Source organism: Vibrio sp. LB10LO1, from assembly GCF_010092875.1.
In the GTDB taxonomy this organism is placed as follows: Bacteria; Pseudomonadota; Gammaproteobacteria; order Enterobacterales; family Vibrionaceae; genus Vibrio; species Vibrio campbellii.
In genome coordinates, this window is record NZ_JAADJW010000002.1 from 30671 (window position 1) to 51003 (window position 20333).

Sequence of the window (20333 nt, forward strand, 5' to 3'; positions counted from 1 at the left end):
GAGTCATTGGAGCAGTATCTGGAATTTGTATGAAAGTATTTAGCAAGTCTCGTTTAGCTACCTGTGTTATGTCTGCCATGCCGATGATGGGCATGGCAGCTGATACCAGCAAGTTAGAAAAACTCGAGTCAGAGACCACTGATATCGCGGTCGAAACACCAAAACAAGAAGACGACGCATCGCGTATTTATTTAGACCAAGGCGCAATTTGGGCGAGTCGTGATATCACGCGGTTTGACCCAGTGCTGGATGTGAGCGTCAGTGATGAGCTAGAAGTGGAAGAGGGTACGCTGCGCGATAGCGTTGGTTTCACCATTACCACTAACTACAGCTACTACATCAAAAAATACCAACTTGAAGTTTATCGCGTGGGCGACTTTGGTTTGTCCGAGCCGATTGCAGTGCTAGAAGGCGATAAGTTGGCCAACGATTTTGATATCAACTGGGACGGTGCTACAGATGTAGACTACCAGTTTGACGTTGGCGGTCAGCTGCTGTTCCGACTTAAAGCATGGGACAAAGACGGCAATATGGATGTCACTACTGTGGGTGTGACGGATCTCGTTCGTCCGGATGCAGAAGTGGACATCGATCGTAATGACAACGAAGACGAAGAGGGCAAAGGCCGCAGCTATGGCCAAGCTAAGTTGATGCGTCACAACATTCCGACCGACGCAGGTCTGGCGAAGTTTATTGGTACTGGCCTTAAAGGCGTTGATAAAGTCATCATTGGCGAAGACGAATTCGACGTTGAAGATGGCAACTTGTACGCAGAGCAGTACCTACCTACCGACGCGTATGTATTCCCAACCAAAGTCGTGTTTGATAATGGCGATGAGCGCCGTTACCAACTCTACGTGCGTATCCCAGACACTTACTATGCACAAACTGGTTTGGCGGATTTGTACATCGGTAAGAACAACGTATCAGGCAACAATGCAGCGCTTGGCGTCGATGATCAATACCAAAATGACATCTATAACCAAGGTCGTCTGGCGTACTTTGGCCAAGGTAAGTTTGGTGACAAGCTGCGTATTACGACTCACTTTGACACCAAAGAAAGTGAACTGAAAGACATGTTTAAGCACCCGTTTGCATCGGAAGATTCAGACGTGTTTGACATTCTAGAAGACGATGACGAGTTGTACTACGGCAACTATGGCGACAGCTCAAACATCGAGAAAGTGGTCAATACCAAAGGCAAAGTCTACCTAAATGTAGAATACGACAAGTCGCAGTACTTGTGGGGCAACTACAACACGGGTGTCACAGGCACAGAAACCAGCGATTACAACCGTAGCTTATATGGCTTCAAAGCGGACTACCGCACTCGCGATACCACTCAGTACGGTGAAGACCGATTGAACATCGTTGGTTTTGCAGCAGAAGCAGACTCTCTGTATGCACACGATGAATTTCTTGGCACTGGCGGCTCGCTTTATTTCTTGCGTCACGGCGAAGCAGTACCAGGCAGTGACAAGGTCTACGTTAAGGTTGTCGACGAAAATAACCTCACGCAAAACGAAGTGCCATTAGAGCCGGGGCGTGACTATGAATTTGACCCATACCAAGGCCGAATTATCCTGACTAAGCCGCTCGACAACATCATGTCTGACAGTTTTGGCAGCGTGATTGAAGGCAACGACGATTACGAAAACTATCTGGTTGTGGACTACGAATACGTCCCTCAAGGCTCTGACTCACTGGATGCGATGTCTTACGGCGGCCGTGTGAAAGGCTGGGTGAATGACTACATCGGCCTTGGCGTCACCTACGCGACGGAAGAGAAAGACAACCAAAACTACCAAGTTTACAGTTCTGATTTAACGCTTCGTGCGACGGAAGGAACGTTTATTAAAGCGGAATTCGCTCACAGTGAAGGCCGACAAACCGAGTCGAACTTTGTCTCGTACGATGGTGGTTTAACCTTTACGCCAATTGGTGACAGTCTAGAAGACCGCGAAGGTGACAGCATTCAAGTGACAGCCGTTGCGAACTTGTATGACTTAGCTCCGAGCATCTTCGGTGCGGTCGGTAATGATGTCAAACTTTGGTACAAAGACAAAGACGCCGGTTACAGCTATGCAAGCAGCAGCGACGACCTTGAGCAAGAAGCGTATGGGGCGGAATTACGTCTGCAAGCCACTGACCGTATTGCTGTGTTATCGCGTTTTTCTGCCAACGAAGAGCGTGACATGGATGGCAATCTGAAAACAGATTCAGAGACCATTGAGTTAGAAACCCAATTCAAATTGACTCAGCACATCAAGCTATCGGCAGCAGGCCAACAGGTGGATGAGCTCAACCAAGCCGATGAACAAAGTAATGCAACCTTGGCAGGTTTACGTTTGGATTACATGTGGGACAGCGACAACAGCGTGTATGTCAAAGGCCAAACCACCATGAACCAATCGGACGACTACGACGATAACGACAGTGTTTCTGTTGGGGCTGAGTTCCGCGTGTTGGAAGACTTATCACTGGGCGGTGAGTACACCACTGGTGACCGTGGCGAAATTGCCGAAGCGACGGTGACGTATGATGTCTCTGACGACCACTCTACCTATGTCACTTACGTGGATGACAACTACGAAGGTGAAAACAACGTGATTGTCGGCCAACGTGCTGACCTGACTTCAAGCGTGGATTTCTACCAAGAGAACCAGTTTGTCGATGAAAACGATGGCCACGGCCGTATCGACTCCTACGGATTTGGTTACGACGTGACAGACGATGTCGAAATGGGCATTGGTTATCAACAAGGTGAAATCGAAGACGATGAAAACCAAATCACCGAGCGACAATCCGTCAGCTTGAATGCGTCAATCGATTTGGATGACATCAACTTGAGCCACAAACTGGAATACCGTGTCGACAAGAACGAAGACGATCCCGATGTCGCACAGCGAGAGCTGGAGCAGATCGTGACGACCAACAGTTACACGCATCGCTTAACGGAAGAGCACACCTTGTTTGGTAAGTACAACTACTCGATCACTGAGAGTCAAACCACAGGTGAGACCATGGCGCGCTTTGTCGAAGCAACCGGTGGCTTAGCATACCGTCCAATCTACAACGACCGCCTTAACTTACTGAGCCGTTACACCTACATTGCGGATTATGATCAACTAGACCGTGACGTGGATTACCAAGACGAAACCAGCCAAATCATCGAAGTCGAAGCGATTTACAGCATCGATGAAAACTGGGATGTCGGCGCGAAATACGCACACAAAGACAAAGAAGAAGTCTTTGCGCGTGAATCCGGTAAGAACGAAATCGTCAAAAGTGACATTGACCTGTATGGCTTAAGCGCTTCTTACCGAGTAATGAAAGAGTGGGACGTCACCGGTGAATACCACTGGAAAACGGACACCTTAAATGACGAGTTGGAACATGGTGCCTTGGTGTCAGTGAACAAGCACATCGGTGACAACTTCAAAGTCGGTATTGGTTACAACTTCTCTGCCTTTGATAGCGACTTAACCAACGATGATGACTACGACGCACAAGGCGTATTCATCAACTTGGTTGGTAAGTTATAACCCCATCCGTGAATGAGTGAGAGGAATTTATGAAAACAACCCTTCGTCTTCTTGGTGGGGTAGTGGGCACGCTGCTTATCGCTGGTTGCGCCACTGATACTTACGTAAGCCAAGAGAACCGAGACAAGTTTACAGACTTGGACGTATCGAAATTCTTAATCAGCGAATGTCTAGCGCCAGAGCGAGAAATTCACATTGTTGTAGCGGAGCATTTCGCCTTTGATAAGTACAACATCCGTGACGTAGATGCGACGAGCTTAAATGCGTTTGTAAGTGAAATCGAAGGTCTAAGTGGTCGAATTACCATTGTTGGTCATACCGATTACAAAGGTTCACTGGAATACAACGAAGCTTTGTCACTGCGCCGCGCTCAATCAGTGGAAAGCTTTCTGAAAGAAAAACTCGACCCAGACCATTATGACTGGGAAGTGAAGTATTTTGGTGAAACGCAGCCATTAGCGTTAGGTAAGACCGATGAAGATCGTGCTGAAAACCGTCGTGCTTTTGTGGTGTTCGAAGAGGCGCAAAAATATGAAGAAATGCCATTTTGTGAGCCACCAAAGCCGGACCGCAAAATCTACATGGCGATGACGCCGCACTTCGATTTCGATAAGTCCCAACTGAAACCGGAAGATTTAGCCAAATTAGACAGCTTCACTGATAAGTTACAAGGCTTGCAGGGTAGTATTCTGGTTGTGGGCCATACGGACCAAATTGGCTCGCTGTCATACAACGAGAAGTTGGCACAGCGCCGAGCATCTGAAGTAGTGAAGTATCTGAAAACCAAAATCGACCCATCGCAATTCTTATGGGAAGTGAAGTCGTTTGGTGAACTACAGCCGGCTATCGATGAACGTTCTAAAGAGGCCAATGCACTCAACCGTCGAGCTTTTATAGTGTTCAAGGAAGGTTCGATAGAGTAACTAATCACTTAACTTAAGCCTTTGTCAAAAAGCCAGTCTCTAATCAAACAAATTAAAGGCTGGCTTTTTAGTTTTTCCTATTATTCCTTTCAATTTTTCCTCTCTACTACCAAAACTTTTCTCATTATCATTTCCATTAGTTGCACTTCCTTGGTTGGCTCTCTTTTGGTTTAGGTATTGAAAGTCTTCATATAATAATTCGAAGTGTGATATTGCCCTGAAAATCATATAGGAAATTTCTTGGTTTTGAGTAATTGACTGATTTAGCGAGATTTATGGACTAAATTTATCAATGACGTCGTGTTAGTTAAAGCTAGGTAAATAACTATGAAATGGATTTTGTTCCTTGTAAGCCACACGTTATGTGTTTTGGCTGGTTTTGCTGCGGGTATTTACGCCCTACCTATTCTTATCCAACCGGACTCTCCGGATATTTCTGTTATCTCGAAATCTAGTCAAGGTGTGCTGTATCAGGGGACTTTCGATCGTAATCGAACTGACAGTGACTTCTTGCATTGGGGGGAGGGCGAGATTTGGTTAACTGAGGACACCATTGCGTTTCAAGGTGAGTTAGCTCCTGGCCCGGATTATAAAGTGTATCTCTCTCCAACATTTGTTGAAACGGAAGCCGATTTCAATCGATTGAAGGCGCAAATGGTTAATGTCGGTGACGTGAAAACATTTGACCGTTTTATGGTCACTCTTCCTCAAGATCTGCCTTTAGACAACTACACGACCGTTATTGTTTGGTGTGAAACATTTGGTGAGTTTGTTACCTCCGCGAAGCTCGAATCTGTCGCAAAACTGAATCAGAACTGACTGTCAAAAAGTTTTAACGGATGCCGCATTAAAAATGACAGAAACGTGACAAAGCAAAATCCTCTATCGCCAATATCTCGGCGCTTTGTTTTTGACGCTATCGTTAGCTTTGTCATAAATGGATGAATAATTAATATTTTGTATGAGTTGGAAAAGTATTGTGCCAATTGTTCAACGTTATCTAGCCCTATTCTTACTGATGGTTTTATTTCCTGTTCAAGCTTTGGCGGCAGGTGAAATCGTTATATCTACCAGTCCCACTATTGGGTTACCTTATGATAACGGTGCCGTCATTACGTACTCTGTTGAAGTAAAAAATACGACAGCGAGCACTATCAGTGATGTCTCCGTGACCAATGCGATTTGGGATGTAATGTCTGGTTCGAATAGAGCTTTCAGCAGTTTGACCATATCGGATTCTCATACATTAGGCACAGACCCTGGCTCTTATACCTCAAGTGACAGTAACCTCAGTGTTACTGGAGCGAACTTACTTCCATTTGGTCGTATTACCTATCAAATAGAAGCAAGGGTTTCTGACGATGCGGCGGAGAGCATTACGCTGGGCGGTACCGAAGTAAAAGGGACGGTTTCTGGCACAGAAACCACTTTTACCAATACTGATACCGTTACCTTCGAACCTGCTGAATATAATTATACTCTCGATGCTTTTGTATCCCCTGAGGAATATAACGTCGGTGGCACGCTCACTTACTCTTTAACCGCAACCAACAATGGCAGTTATGCTGTTAAAGGTTTAGATATTGAGCAAGACTTTGCGTCTCTCGTAGGACAAAAGCTCGATGGTTCGACAGGGAATGCATTTAGTAACGTTACGATCAGCGCGGTAGCTTCGTCTGGCAGTAATGCGGGTACGTTTGCGACTACTGGCGATTTATCTGTCACTGACGCGGAGATCTCTGTCGGTGGCTACATCACTTACACTATCACCGCGACGGTTGCATCCGATCTGCTCTCCAACATTGATACTCAAGCGACTTCCACTACTCGTGCCGGAAATGTCGACAGTAATGCGCTTTCCACCCCTCCGGCAGATCCTGATATCGAACTCGAGCATACAATCAACTCAACGTCGCCATATTTGATTAATGGAGAGGTCGATTTTGAGTTGAGGGTGACGAACAACGGTGGCGCAATTGCTCATAATTACCACGTAAAACAGAATATTAATGATTTAGTTAGTAGCAATGGTCTCGCCAACAACTTATCTCCTTCATACAACAACACCGATGTAGATGGGAATCCATTTGCTACTTGGAACATCACGGTTTCAGGCATCGGCAGTAACTCACTCTCAGACTACCAAGGTAGCCCACAAACGGATGTGGACTTCGACGATACCGTTTCTATCTACCCGGGTGAGTCAATCACCTATCAAATTAAAGCAACTTTAACCTCAATCACCATCGGCACTTTGCAAGGTTTTACGGCTTCAGTCACGGATGAATCAGGTTCATTGGTACAAAACTCGACAATCTCCAGCACGGTTGATGCAGAAAAAGTGTTAACCGTAACGGACTCAGATATTTCAATTACGAAGACCACATCAGCGTCTGAATACGTACCTGGTGGAGAAATTGAGTATGAAATTACTGTCACCAATGGCTCTTCAAAGTACTTCGCGAACAACCTTCTGGTTCAAGATAACTTAACATGTGTGATTACTGAGCAAGCGGGTGGTGCTGGGGATGGCCAGGCTTTTGAAAAGTGGAAAGTTGATGTCATTTCTGGTGAGGACTCGATAGGTTCGGATCCGGGATCTTTTAGCTATGGAACTTGGACGTCCAGTCCGCTTTCGCTTACGCCAGACATCGCGCCGGGTAAAACCATCAAGTACAAACTGACGGCCAAAACGAATGATACTAGCACTGGCTTAATTCTTGATAACAACCCAAGTTGTTCTAACGATAATGTCACAGAAGAGGGGTCGGGTGTTCAAACTCCAGACGATAACTTACGTGCAAGTAAAGACGTCGACAGCCGTTTCTACTCTTCAGGGCAGGCGCTGACTTATACCATCACAGTGACCAACGATGGCGATGGTTTTGCAAACCAAGTTCAGGTTTTAGATGACCTCCACTCAGTAACAACAAAAGACATTTATGGCGGTGATATCGAAGCATACTCGGATTGGAAGATTACGGCTGCGGCTTTTAAAGATGATGGCACTGCTGCGACCGCTTCTGATACCGGTATCTCGGGTGAAGTGAATTATCCTAATAATTTGAATGTTATCGCGACACTTGAGCCTCATTCTTATATCGAATACACCATAGTTGCAAAGACAGATCCTCTTGCAAATGGCCACATTTCTAATGAAGTGACAGTGGATGGCTCTGTTTATGCTGACCGCGGCTCCGACCCGCGTGACTTTGCCATCGAGCTTAATAAGCGCGTTAAGACCAATACCGATAAAGGTTTCCATGGTGATCAAACCGCGTACTCTAAGCTTGATACTGAGGTGACTTACCAAATCAGCCTTAAAAACGACAAAGAAAACGGCTTTGCGACAAACGTTGCGGTGAAAGATGTATTATCAACAATTACTGCGGGTGTTTTAGAGCCGGATGGAAAAACGAAAGCGGTATTTAAATCTTGGACGATCAGCGCCGAGATTATCTCTGATGATTCTATACTCAACGGGAATCCAGCTTATACATATGTCGGCACGTTCGCTGATAATACAGACTTAGATACCACCGCTCAGATCCCACCAAACGTTGAAGTGCTGTACACGATCGTTGCGCAAATCGACCGAACTAACGAAGATGAAATCCTATTTACTCGGTTTGATAATACTGCGGAAATAAAGACACCAGACTCAAGCATTCAGAACTCAGCTTCTGACACGGTCGTGGTTTATCCACACGACCCGAAAGTGATTGTTGCTAAAACCACGCCCGATAATGCGTTTGTTCCAGGTCAGTGGGTGAGCTTCAATGTCACAATTTTGAACACGGGTCCAGGTTATGCCAACGAAGTGCATGTGACAGACGATATTATTGGCCTAAATGCATTCTCAGAATGGACAATTACAGCGTCTACTGACTCGAATAACTCTCCTTTTAAAACAGGTAGTTATGAAGGCGAAAAATCTGGCTTCCCAAATGATGGCAACATCAATAGCTCCATTGATCTAGATCCTCGAATCAATGGAGCAGAAGGTGCTGTTGTTTATACCATTAGCGGTAAAGTTAAAGACGACTATGTCGAAGATGAAATCTCTAATACGGCAGAGATATATGATCCTTCAACCAATCTAAATCAATCATCCTCTGCACAAATTGGTAGTAAGACGGGGGATTCACTCAACGTTTCAATTTTGAAGACCGCCGATAAAGTCCGCTTTATCCCTGGCGATGATGTGACCTATGAAATTCGTGTTCTAAACAACGGTGCTAACCCAGAAGTTGGTCTAAAAGTTGTCGATTTATTGAATGAAATTCGTTCGGTTCTCGCTAACAAAAAAGATAACCACTACGCAGACTACCCAAACCAGAAGCCATTTGAATACTGGCAGTTTGATTACGATGATGGAGCTGGTTTCCAGCCACAAACGAATGATGATTTCATCTATCCACCGGGTGATGCGTCTAACACGATGACACTTGAGGCTGGAGAACTTCGTACTTTCCGAATCAAAGCGCGAGTTAAAGATAATGTCATTGGTTCTCAAGACTCAATGGGGAACCTGAACAACAAAATTGAAAATGATGCTTATGTGTATCGTGACTTTGGTCAAGTGACCGAAGAGTCTCACGTGTCCCACCATGAGATGGAGCGTGCGTACAACGGCGGCGATGTCGTTAGAAAGTTACTGGTTAACGGTGTGGAATCCAACTTCTATTCACCAGGTGATACGCTTACCTACCAAGTTACTATCTCCTCGCAAACGGGTTACGTGAATGACCACGGCGTAAACGAAAACATCACGGGTGTAACGACTCAGCTTCTTGATGGCACCACGGCAAACCCTTTTGCAGCCGGCTTTAGCGTTGATGTCAGCAAAGATGATACTAACGGTGGAAATGGTACGACAGATGGCACCTTGGATGGCACAGTTGCAGACAACCAAAACATTACGACCACAATCGATGTAGCAGGCGGAGACTCCGTTACCTACCAAGTAGAGGGTGTAGTCCGTGAAGATGCGGTCGGTACGATTACGATTGGCGGCATTACTGTCGTTCCAAATAGCTACCACCTTTCATTTAGTAAAACAGTTGACCAAGCAAGCTATGAGCCAGGGCAACCGCTCGTTTACCGCTTAACAATTGAAAACGATGGTAAAGGTAACGCTTATAACATTCCGGTGATTGATCGACTGTCTGAGATTAAAGTTGACCTTATTGATGGCACTAATGATAAAGCATTTGATTCCGGCTGGACGGTAGCGCCACGCATTGTAAGTGGCAGCAGTAAAGCGATTCTAGATCTCGATGGTAAAATTGCGGATAACGTCGATATCGATACCCACGCCTCCATCCCAACGGGTACCAAGATTGAGTATGTCGTGACTGCAAAAGTCAATGATAACGCAGTGGGCAACATTCTGAACTTATTAACGGTTGATGGCGATACGGTCAGTGCGGAGACCAAAGCCTCTACAGAGAAGTACGACTTCTCTAAACATGTCACCAAAATCTACGATCAGGATGGCACAACCGAGTTAAGCGGTGGGTACACGCCTGGTGGTTACATCGAATACGAAATCTTATTGAAGAACCTGAACAATGTTCACATCAATCAGATGCCAATTAAAGATGAAATCAGCAAAATTAAAACTGACTATTTTGGCGGTGTTAAAGGGCGTGCATTTGATTCATGGACGATAACGACCAGCGTCGATGCTAGTACGATCAGCAATGCCGGCAAAGTCGTCAACAATGCTGACATTGATACTAGCTTCGATCTTGCAGCAAACGAGTTTGTTGCTGGTGGCACCTTTGTTAAGTACACCATTAAAGCGAAGATCAGCGAGCAAGCAGTAGGGCAAATCCTGAACGTTGCGGTCGTTGATAACAGTCATAACTTACCATCCGAGCCAGTGAGTATGCTGCCAGCAAGTATCTCTAAAACGCATAAAGCGTATACAGATACAACGCTTGCTACACACAAGACCACATACAACCATACGACTGACAGCGAGAAGATCGTCTACCACCTGCGGATTGAGAACAATGGTAAGGGCTTGGAGTACAACAAATCACTGAAAGAGCTGTTCTCTAATGTCAAAGTGCGTGTCGCGCAAAACGCCGCGGGCGAATCGGATTCTCAAACTCTGCCAGCATTTGGTCAGTATGGATGGACAGTTACCGCAACAACTTCTGGCGAAGCGACCACGTTGATTGATGGGTATACTGGTGGTCCAAATGCGGACATTGATATCTCTACGCTGTCGATTGCGCCTGGTGGTTGGATTGACTTTGTGATGGAGTCACAGATCCGCCAAGACGCTCTTGACCAAATTGTTGCGACACCAAAATACAATGGCAGCAACTTCCATTCAGCAAAAGTAACGCCAGAGGGTAGCAACCTTTCAGTCAGTAAAGAAATTGTCTCTATTGATGGCAAATCTTATGTATCCGGTGACACCTACAAACCTGAAGATGAGGTGATCTATAAGTTCACCGTGACCAATACGGAGCCTGTGTGGCGAGATCAAACGGCTATTCAAGATATCGTTTCTAATGTTCGTGTTGAGGTGATTGGCGGTACAACTAAGTCTGCATTTTCTGAGACGAACATTTCACATGTTTTCACTTCTGCGGGCACGACAGGAACGCAGGACACCTACGTTGAACCTTACGATGCGACGGACGATCTTGACCTACTCGTTGATATTGCTCCAGAAGAAGTTATTGAGTTTACGGTTACAGGTAAGGTTCGCCCAGATGCGCTAGGTGATATTGATGGCAACACGGGTAAAGCGGGCAATCACAGTGATACAACGGATGTCATTCCGCCAGTAGTGCCAGTATTGGACTTTGAAAAAGCAGTTCTGAATACAACCGCAGACAGTGGTACATGTACCTTCCCATCAACGACTGGCACAGACTGTAACTACAACCCGAACGGTCAAGTTCAATACCAAGTTAGCGTGACCAACGTGGGTGAGAGTATTACTAATGGCGCGACGATTGTTGATGAACTGAACAGCATTGATACATCTGATGGTAAGTCTGCATTCCAAGATTACAGCGTTGCGATCGTGAGTGCACCGGATGCAGATCGATTCTCAATTACGGGTAATTACCAAGGAACGGTACCACTGAATGCTGCGTTCGATTTGATGCCAGGCGACACCGTTGTGTTTGAAATTGACGGTACAGTAGCAGCGGATGCGACGGGGACGATTACCAACGTGGCTAAAGTCAATGGTGTTGATAGTAACGCCGTCGTTTTAGACCCTGGTACGTCGAGCCTTATTGCCCAAAAATCAACAGACACACCAACCTACACACCGGGTTCTGAAATCCACTATCAAATGCGTGTTCGTAACGAGACGGCAAATAATGAGCTGATTGATATCCGAGACATTATTTCTGACTACAAAGTTGAGGTGGCTGATGGCTCTGAGCAAGTTGCTCTGAAGGATTGGACAGTCAGTGCTCAAGTGATTACTGATGGCAATCCTGCTTATACAGACATCAGTAACCTCAATTCTATTGCTCCAAACACAGATATTGATGTGACCGTTCAGATGGGCGGGAAAGCCGCTGATGATACTTACACGGAAATCTTAATCACAGTTGAGGGCCACGTTCGTGATGACGCGGTTGGTGAGTTTACAAACCAACTACAAGGCAAACTGAACTCAGGAACCAATTACTTTACCTACAACCTCAAAGAAAAAGTCATTGTTCCAGAACCAGGAAGCCTTAAGGTAGATAAAGTTACCTCAATCACCCCTGCGATTTACCATCCGGGCGATACCATTGGCTTCGATATTGAAGTGAAAAATATTGGTACAGGTTATGCGACCGACGTTCTGATTTCAGATCTTTGGAAGACGATTCGTGCTGAGAAAGCAGGTGCGACATTACCTGTGCGTGCGTTTGATTCTTGGTCTGCAACATCAGTGAGTGTTGATGGTATAGATCCAACGTTGACTCAACCAATCGCGGGCTCTGAGGTGACTGGTGACAATGGTTATCAGATTCGCTACAACATCCATCCAGATCACACAGTGAAACTTCATGTTGAAGGTATCGTTAAAGCGGACCTTGTTGGCGATATTACCAACGTAGTGGAAGTGAGCGATTCAAGCGGTTCCCAAACAGCGGCTGCGACCTATAAGGCGGCTACTGCTGATTTGACCGTCGAGAAGATGGTCGATAAGAGCCAATATGAATCAGGCGATACGCTGACTTATACCATCAAGATTGAGAACACCACAGCCAACTGGGCGAATGACGTTCAAGTCAAAGATTTTGTAAACGATATCACCTCGACCAGTATTACTGACGCGACAGTAAAAGCGTTTGAATCTGGCACCATCTTCTTCAATGCATCTTCACAGACGGGAGAAACTAAGTTCCCATCGGCGACTGGGGAGTTCATAGATGGCAGTTTGGATATTGGTCCAAATGACATTGTGACTCTGAGCGTAGAAGGGGAGCTAGATCCTGAAGTGGTAGGAGATGTCACCAACCAAGTTGCGGTGGATTATAACGGTACGACCAAGACAGCCGAAGTCACCAGTACGGCAAAGATTCCAGATTTAACCTTCACCAAAGAGCCAATGGTAGAGTTTTATAGCCCTAACCAAGCGGCAGGTTACATCCTGAAAATTGTCAACGAAGGCAACAGCTACGCGAATGACATCAACCTGAAAGATGAAATTGGTGCGCTCACCGTGAATACCATTGATGGCTCGGCGAACCAAGCTTTCTTGCAATGGGCGGTTCAATACGTAACGGGAAGCTCGCTGACCACAGTCGACGCTAACTCACTCGTTGTCGACAAGGATATCGATTACAACATCGACCTCGCACCGAAGGACACCATCACTCTTTACGTTATTGGCTTAGTCAATACGGAAGCGACGGGCGACATCGTTAACCAAGCGACATTGAACCACAACAGTAAAGATGTGACTGCAACTGCCACTATCAAGCCACGTCCGGGTGATATCGTTCTGGAGAAAACCACCGATGAGCGTTATTACCAGCCGGGGCAGTTCTCCACATTCCGTGTCAAGGTGACCAACAATGGTTCTGGCTTTGCGGCTGATGTAAAAGTCGAGGACATCATTTCTTCACTTGAAGTGGAAACCTCAGGTGGTGCAATGGAGCCTGCGCTAAATGATTGGACGATTGTGACCACTAAAGGCGACCCACGTACCAACATAGAAACGGTTCCGGGACCAAATGGTGATATTTCTACCAACCTTGATATCGCACCAGGCGACACGGTTGAATTTGCCATCACAGGTACGGTGAACAGTAGCGCGGTTGCAAACATCGTGAATACCGCAACGGCAGAGTTTGGTGGAGCAACCCTCGATGCAACCGCAACGCTAGAAAGCTTACCTGAAGAAGTTTGGATTGAGAAAACCGCAGAGTCACCAAACTATATTCCGGGTGAGGAAGCGGTGTTCCATGTTCGTGTTTACAACGGCACCGGTGGTTTCGATAACGACATCGAACTGGGTGACATCCTATCGGGCATCAAAGCGACCAACATCTACGGTGTTAATGAGCGAGCGTTTGAAAGTTGGACGATTAAAACGACCAACACGGACAGTCGTACCACGATCACACCAATGCCTATCGATAATCAAGACATTCGCTCAGTGATCGATATTGCGCCTCACGATATTGTTGAGTTCACCATTACAGTGAAAACAAACCCATTAGCAGCGAGTGAAATCACCAACACGGCTATTGCGGACTTGAATGGCACTGTGCAGCAATCGAGCGCGACCATTCAACCTCAGTCGCAAGGTATCTCAATCGAGAAAACGGCGGACACCGAGTATTACATTCCGGGCAAAGAAGCCACCTTCCGCGTCAAAGTGAAGAACGAGGGAACCGTTCCGGCAACTGGCGTAGAAGTGAAAGATGCCATCAGTGACTTAGAAGTGGTTCGTTTGGATGGAACCACAGTAAAAGCGTTCGACTCTTGGCGTATCGAAGTCAATAAGGGCAGTTCCGATACTGATATCACAAACATTCCGAGTGTAAATACGGACATTGATTCAACGCTGACCATTGCAGCAAATGATGAGGTGGAGTTCGTTATCACAGGCTTGGTGAATCAGTACGCAACGGGCGAGATTGAGAACACGGCAAGTGCGTTGTTCCGCGGTGAAACTCAAGAAGCAAGCGCGATGCTATTGGCGATGCCAGAGTCGGTCAAGCTAGAGAAAACCGTCGATGATGAGTTCTACCGTCCGGGTGAAAACGTCACTTACCACGTGGTGTTAAGTAATGAATCTGGTTCGTTTACCGAAGAGATAGTGCTTAAAGATCTTATCTCAGAGTTGAAAGTAAATACGATTCACGACACCGAAGCGCCAGCGTTTACCAGTTGGAGCATGACAAGCTCATACAGTGACGATCGCACCATCGTGTTACCACAGATTCAAGGTGACAATCTGGATGTGAATAGCCGTGTGATTATTGCGCCAAACGATAAGTTGGACATTGAAATCACAGGTGTCGTCAACGCGGATGCGATGGGAGAAATCACCAACCACGCGTATGCCTACGATAAGTCAGAAAGCGATGTATTAGCGGATGATTTCGCAACTATCAAACCATTGCCGATCATTTTGTCGGTGACCAAGGTGGCAGATAAAGCGGAATACACCAACGACGACGATGAAATTACTTTCACGATGACGGCGACCAACCGAGGCTCTGCGGATGCAGAAAGCGTCAACCTGTTGGATGAAATCGATAAGCTTATTGGTAACAACGGCAATCCATTGTTCAACACATGGAAAGCGACCATCACTGAGCTTAAATCTGGCGTTGTGGTTTCTGTCGATTCAGATAGCAACGTCGATTCAAATCACACCATGAAGGCGTACCAAGGTAATGAATACGAAATCGTAGTGACGGGTGAAATCAACCAAGGCATTGATGACAACTTCACGAACGTCTTTACCGCGAAAGCGTCGACAGGTGAAGTCGCTTCCGCCAACGTCACGATCAAGGTTAAGAAGCAAGCTTACAACGAGGGCATGCTGAAAGTAACCAAGGTAGCGAGCAAGTCAGAGGCGAGCGTCGGTGAAGTTGTCGAGTACGAAATCGTCATCACCAACGAAAACGATAACCCATTCACGGGTGTGCGTTTGGTTGATCGCTATCCGGGAGGCTTTGCTTATATCGCAGACTCGACGGAGATGGTTAACAGTGGCCCTGATGGCGTATTTGATACCTCGGATGATATCCAAATAACCGTAGAGCCAACGAAGACCAATCAACTGTTCTTCGAAGTCGGCGACATGAATATCTACGGCAAGGGCGATTCGAAAACCGCTGATGCGGTACGTATCCGTTACCTAATGCGTGTGAGTGTTGGTGCCACCTTTGGCGTTTACACCAACACCGCATGGGCTGAAGCGCCACCGGCAGAAAGCTTCTCGGCACAAAACACCACGACCAACTACGTTGTGAAGTCGAACCTCGCCAGTGCGACGGTCGAAGTCATGCCAGACAAAGTATTCGATACCGCTTCAATCATCGGCAAGGTGTTCGAAGACCACAACGGTGACGGTTTCCAAGCAGACGCAACGGCAGATGACATTTATATCGATGTAGACCTTGCCGCGGGCGATTACGTACCGGGCTCAACCTTTATTACTCAAGATGGTGTTGAAACCCAACTTAAAGATGTGAAGGTGAAACACAAAGGCCAAGACGTTGTTATGTCGAGTGTGGACAAAGGCTATGAAGTCGATGAGCTGTACGGCCTATCCCGCAACCGTACCCTCGAACACAGCAACAAAGTGGTGTTCCAGTTTAATACTCGAACTCGCCAAGGTTTCCCATTCAAGGTGACAACGGATAACGGCACGCACATTGAGTTCAACAAGCAAGGTAACGCGATTACCAAGCACAAAGGAGATAAGAAAAAAGGTCTGTCGGCAGAGAACATCGACGTGGTGAGAAACCTCTACCGAGATGGTGATATGTACTTATGGGAAATCATCGTAGAGAACAAAGGACTTTACGAAGACGGTATCCCAGGCGTTCGACTGTTAACGGTCGAAGGCATCATTATCGAGACAGATCAATATGGTCGATACCACGTTCCAGATCAGTGGGTGTTGAATAAAAAAGGTAAGCAGTTCTTGGTCAAAGTCGATACAGACTCGCTACCGACAGGCATGAGGGTAGTCAGTGAGAACCCGAAAGTACGCCGAATCACACCAAACAAGCTGACGAAATTTAACTTCAGTATTCAAAGCAGTGGGGATGATTAACCGTTCGCAGTACAGACGCAGGCTGGGCGAGTCCCAGCCCACCACTCAAGCGGTTAAGCAGGATTATTATGATTAGATTTAGACAATCAAAACTGACAATGTGTATCGCGGCTGCGTTGCCGATACTTTCGTACGCGAAAGACACCAGCCAATTGGAGAAACTTGACAGTGACTCACTGGGTATTGAAGTAAAAGCTCACGAACAAACGGATAACTCGCGTATCTACCTAGACCAAGGTGCGATTTGGGTAAGCCGCGACATCATGCGATTTGATCCGGTACTTGACCTGAGCATTAGCAGTGATGTTGAAGTGAAAGATGGCAAGCCATTACAAGAAATGAGCTTCGCTATCACAACCAACTTTAGCTACTATGTTGACCATTACCAACTGGAAGTATTCCGTGGTGGTGACCGTGGCTTAGTTGACCCTTTAGCCGTGGTAGAAGGTCAGCAATTTGCTAACGATTTCAACATTGTTTGGGATGGCACGACCGACCAAGAGTATCAATTTGAATCCAACACACAGCTGTTGTTCCGTTTAAAAGCCTTCGATAAAGACGGCAACATGGACGTGACGACGGTTGGTGTGATTGACCTTGTCGAGCCAGATTCTGAAGTCGATATCGATAAGAACGATGGTGAAGAAGAGCAAAGCCGCAAGCTCGGCAAAGCTCAGTTGATGCGTCACAACATTCCTACCTCTGCGGGTCTGGCAAGGTTCATGGGTACGGGACTAAAAGGCGTCGATAAAGTCGTGATTGGCGAAGACGAGTTTGATGTGGAAGAAGGCGAGCTATACGCAGAACAATACTTGCCAGCAGATGCGTATCTCTTCCCAACTCGTGTGGTCTTCGACAGTGGTGAAGAGCGTCGTTACCAACTGTACGTGCGTATCCCTGATGAGTATTGGGTACAAGCGGGTCTTGCGGATTTCTACATCGGTAAAAACAAAGTGACGGGCAACTCCGCCGCATTAGCCGTCGACGAGCAATACCAAGATGACATCTATAACCAAGGACGTTTAGCGTACTTTGGTCAGGGTAAGTTTGGCGACAAACTCAGAGTGACCACTCACTTTGATACTAAAGAGAGTGACGTACGAGACATGTTTAAGAACCCGTTTGCCTCTGACTCCTCCAGCGTATTCGACATTCTCGAAGACGACGATGAGATGTATTACGGCAACTATGGTGACAGCTCCAACATCTACAAAGTGGTGAACACCAAAGGTAAGGTTTACCTTAACGTTGAGTACGACAAATCCAATGTCTTGTGGGGTAACTACAACACTGGCATTACTGGCACTGACAACAACGATTACAACCGTAGTCTATACGGCTTTAAAGGGGATTACCGTACCCGCTCAACCACCAAGTTTGGTGAAGATCGCTTAAACATTGTCGGCTTTGTGGCTGAATCTGACTCACTCTTCGCTCACGATGAATTCCTAGGTACTGGTGGTTCTTTGTACTTCTTGCGTCATGGTGAAGTGGTACCAGGCAGTGACAAAGTAATGGTGAAAGTTGTCGACCCAGACAGCAGCATCACTGTGCAAGAAATGCCCCTGCAATCGGGGCGTGACTATGAAATCGACCCGTATCAAGGCCGCATCATCCTGACCAGACCGCTGAACAACATCATTTCGGATAACTTCGGCACTGTCATCAACGATCAACCAGCATCTGGCTATGACAACTACCTTTCGGTGGACTACGAATACGTCCCTCAAGGCAGCGATGCGCTTGACGCAATGACTGCTGGTGGTCGTGTGAAAGGTTGGGTGAACGACTACATCGGTGTGGGTGCAAACTACCAAACTGAAGAAAAAGACAACCAAGATTACGAAGCGTACGGCACAGACTTAACTTTGCGTGCATCTGAAGGGACGTACTTGAAAGCCGAATTCGGACACAGTAAAGGTCGTCAAACCGATTCCAACTACGTTTCTTTCGATGGCGGCTTAACCTTTACCCCGATTGGCAGCAACGCGGAAGATCGTGAAGGTGATATCTACCAAGTGAAAGGGGTAATGAACCTTTATGACCTAGCTCCAAACGTATTCTCTGCGGTGGGTAACGACGTCAAAGCTTGGTACAAATCCAAAGACGCAGGTTACAGTTTTGCCAGCCAAGATGATGACTTAGAGCAAGAGTCTTACGGTACTGAAATTCGTTTCCAAGCCACTGACCGAGTTGCGGTGAAGACGCGCTTTACCTCGGTTGAAGAGCGTGAATCCGATGGTGATTTACGAACGGATACCCAGCAAGCGGAATTGGAAACTCAAGTTAAAGTCACCAAACACATCAAGATCTCGGCAGCGGGTAAACAAGTTGAAGAACTAAACAACCAAGATGAAAAAGGCAAAGGGACCTTAGCGGGTCTGCGTGCTGACTACATCTGGGACAGCGACAACAACGTGTATATCAAAGGCCAGAAAACCGTAGGCCAAACCGACGAATACGACGAGAACGACAGCGTCACGCTAGGTGGTGAAACGCGAATTCTAGAAGACTTCGTGGTTGGTGCGGAATACACCACTGGTGATCGCGGGGATGCCGCAGAAGCGAGCGTGACGTATGACGTAACCGAAGATTACAGTACGTATTTAACCTATGTAGATGACACATACGAAGGCAAAAACAATGTGATTGTTGGTCAGCGTGCAGACCTAACTTCTACGGTTGATTTCTACCAAGAAAACCAATTTGTTGATGAAAACAACGGCAAGGGTCGTATTGACTCGTTTGGCTTTGGTTACGACATGAATGACGACATCGACATGGGCATCGGCTATCAAAAAGGCGAAATCGAAGACGATCAGAAGATCACCACAGAGCGCCAAGCCGTGAGTGTGAGCACTTCGATTGATGTGGATGACGTATTGTTCAAGAACAAAGTCGAATACCGTGTCGACAAGACCGATGATTCCGCAGACCCAGATAAAAAACGTGTCGACCAATGGGTGACGACTAACCGTTACACACATCATCTAACGGAAGAGTACACCTTGTTTGGTAAGTTCAACTACTCACGCTCAGAGAGCAAATCGAGCGATAAAGTGTTGGCTCGTTTTATTGAGTCGACAGCAGGTTTAGCATATCGCCCAATCTACAACGACCGTTTGAACGTACTCTCTCGCTACACCTATTTGGTGGACTTCGACCAACTTAACCGCGATGTGGATTACAAAGATGAAGAAAGTCATATCATCGAAATCGAAGGTATCTACTCGCTGGATGCAAACTGGGATTTAGGCGCGAAATACGCTTACAAGGACAAGCATGAAATCTTCACTCGTCAGTCCGGCGAAGACATTCCGGTTGATAGCAAAATTTCTCTCTACGGTTTGAGTGCCTCTTACCGTGTTATGAAAGATTGGGACGTTACTGGTGAGTACCACTGGAAGACGGACAGCACCTACGACGAGCTAGAGCAGGGCGCATTGGTTTCGGTTAACAAACATTTGAGCGACAACTTCAAAGTCGGTGTGGGTTACAACTTCTCAGGCTTTGATGGCAACCTAGCGAATGATGACGATTACGACGCATCAGGCGTGTTCATTAACCTAGTTGGTAAGTTATAAGAGG

At 46.5% G+C, this 20333-nt stretch carries 5 protein-coding genes; all 5 read left to right on the top strand.

The features are described from left to right. Nucleotides 1-29 precede the first annotated feature (29 nt). A complete protein-coding gene (locus GXP65_RS01605) occupies nucleotides 30-3545 on the top strand; it encodes a hypothetical protein (protein WP_162091826.1) in 3516 nt (1171 codons plus the stop codon). A 29-nt stretch (nucleotides 3546-3574) separates the two neighbouring features. Then, nucleotides 3575-4468 (top strand): OmpA family protein, encoded by an 894-nt coding sequence (locus GXP65_RS01610; RefSeq protein WP_162091827.1) that lies wholly within the window; start codon nucleotides 3575-3577, stop codon nucleotides 4466-4468. Nucleotides 4469-4795: 327 nt separating this feature from the next. Then, the gene (locus GXP65_RS01615) at nucleotides 4796-5287 is read left to right on the top strand and encodes a DM13 domain-containing protein (protein WP_162091828.1); all 492 of its coding nucleotides are present in this window, start codon (nucleotides 4796-4798) and stop codon (nucleotides 5285-5287) included. A 199-nt stretch (nucleotides 5288-5486) separates the two neighbouring features. Beyond that, nucleotides 5487-16745 (top strand): DUF11 domain-containing protein, encoded by an 11259-nt coding sequence (locus GXP65_RS01620; RefSeq protein WP_240334936.1) that lies wholly within the window; start codon nucleotides 5487-5489, stop codon nucleotides 16743-16745. Between the two features lie 68 nt (nucleotides 16746-16813). Beyond that, on the top strand, nucleotides 16814-20329 hold the full coding sequence (locus GXP65_RS01625) for a hypothetical protein (protein ID WP_162091829.1): 3516 nt from the start codon (nucleotides 16814-16816) through the stop codon (nucleotides 20327-20329). The last annotated feature ends 4 nt before the right edge of the window (nucleotides 20330-20333 follow it).

Coding starts and splice junctions, on each gene's coding strand:
- GXP65_RS01605 (WP_162091826.1), top strand. CDS start 30: ATGAAAGTATTTAGCAAGTCTCGTTTAGCTACCTGTGTTATGTCTGCC.
- GXP65_RS01610 (WP_162091827.1), top strand. CDS start 3,575: ATGAAAACAACCCTTCGTCTTCTTGGTGGGGTAGTGGGCACGCTGCTT.
- GXP65_RS01615 (WP_162091828.1), top strand. CDS start 4,796: ATGAAATGGATTTTGTTCCTTGTAAGCCACACGTTATGTGTTTTGGCT.
- GXP65_RS01620 (WP_240334936.1), top strand. CDS start 5,487: ATGGTTTTATTTCCTGTTCAAGCTTTGGCGGCAGGTGAAATCGTTATA.
- GXP65_RS01625 (WP_162091829.1), top strand. CDS start 16,814: ATGATTAGATTTAGACAATCAAAACTGACAATGTGTATCGCGGCTGCG.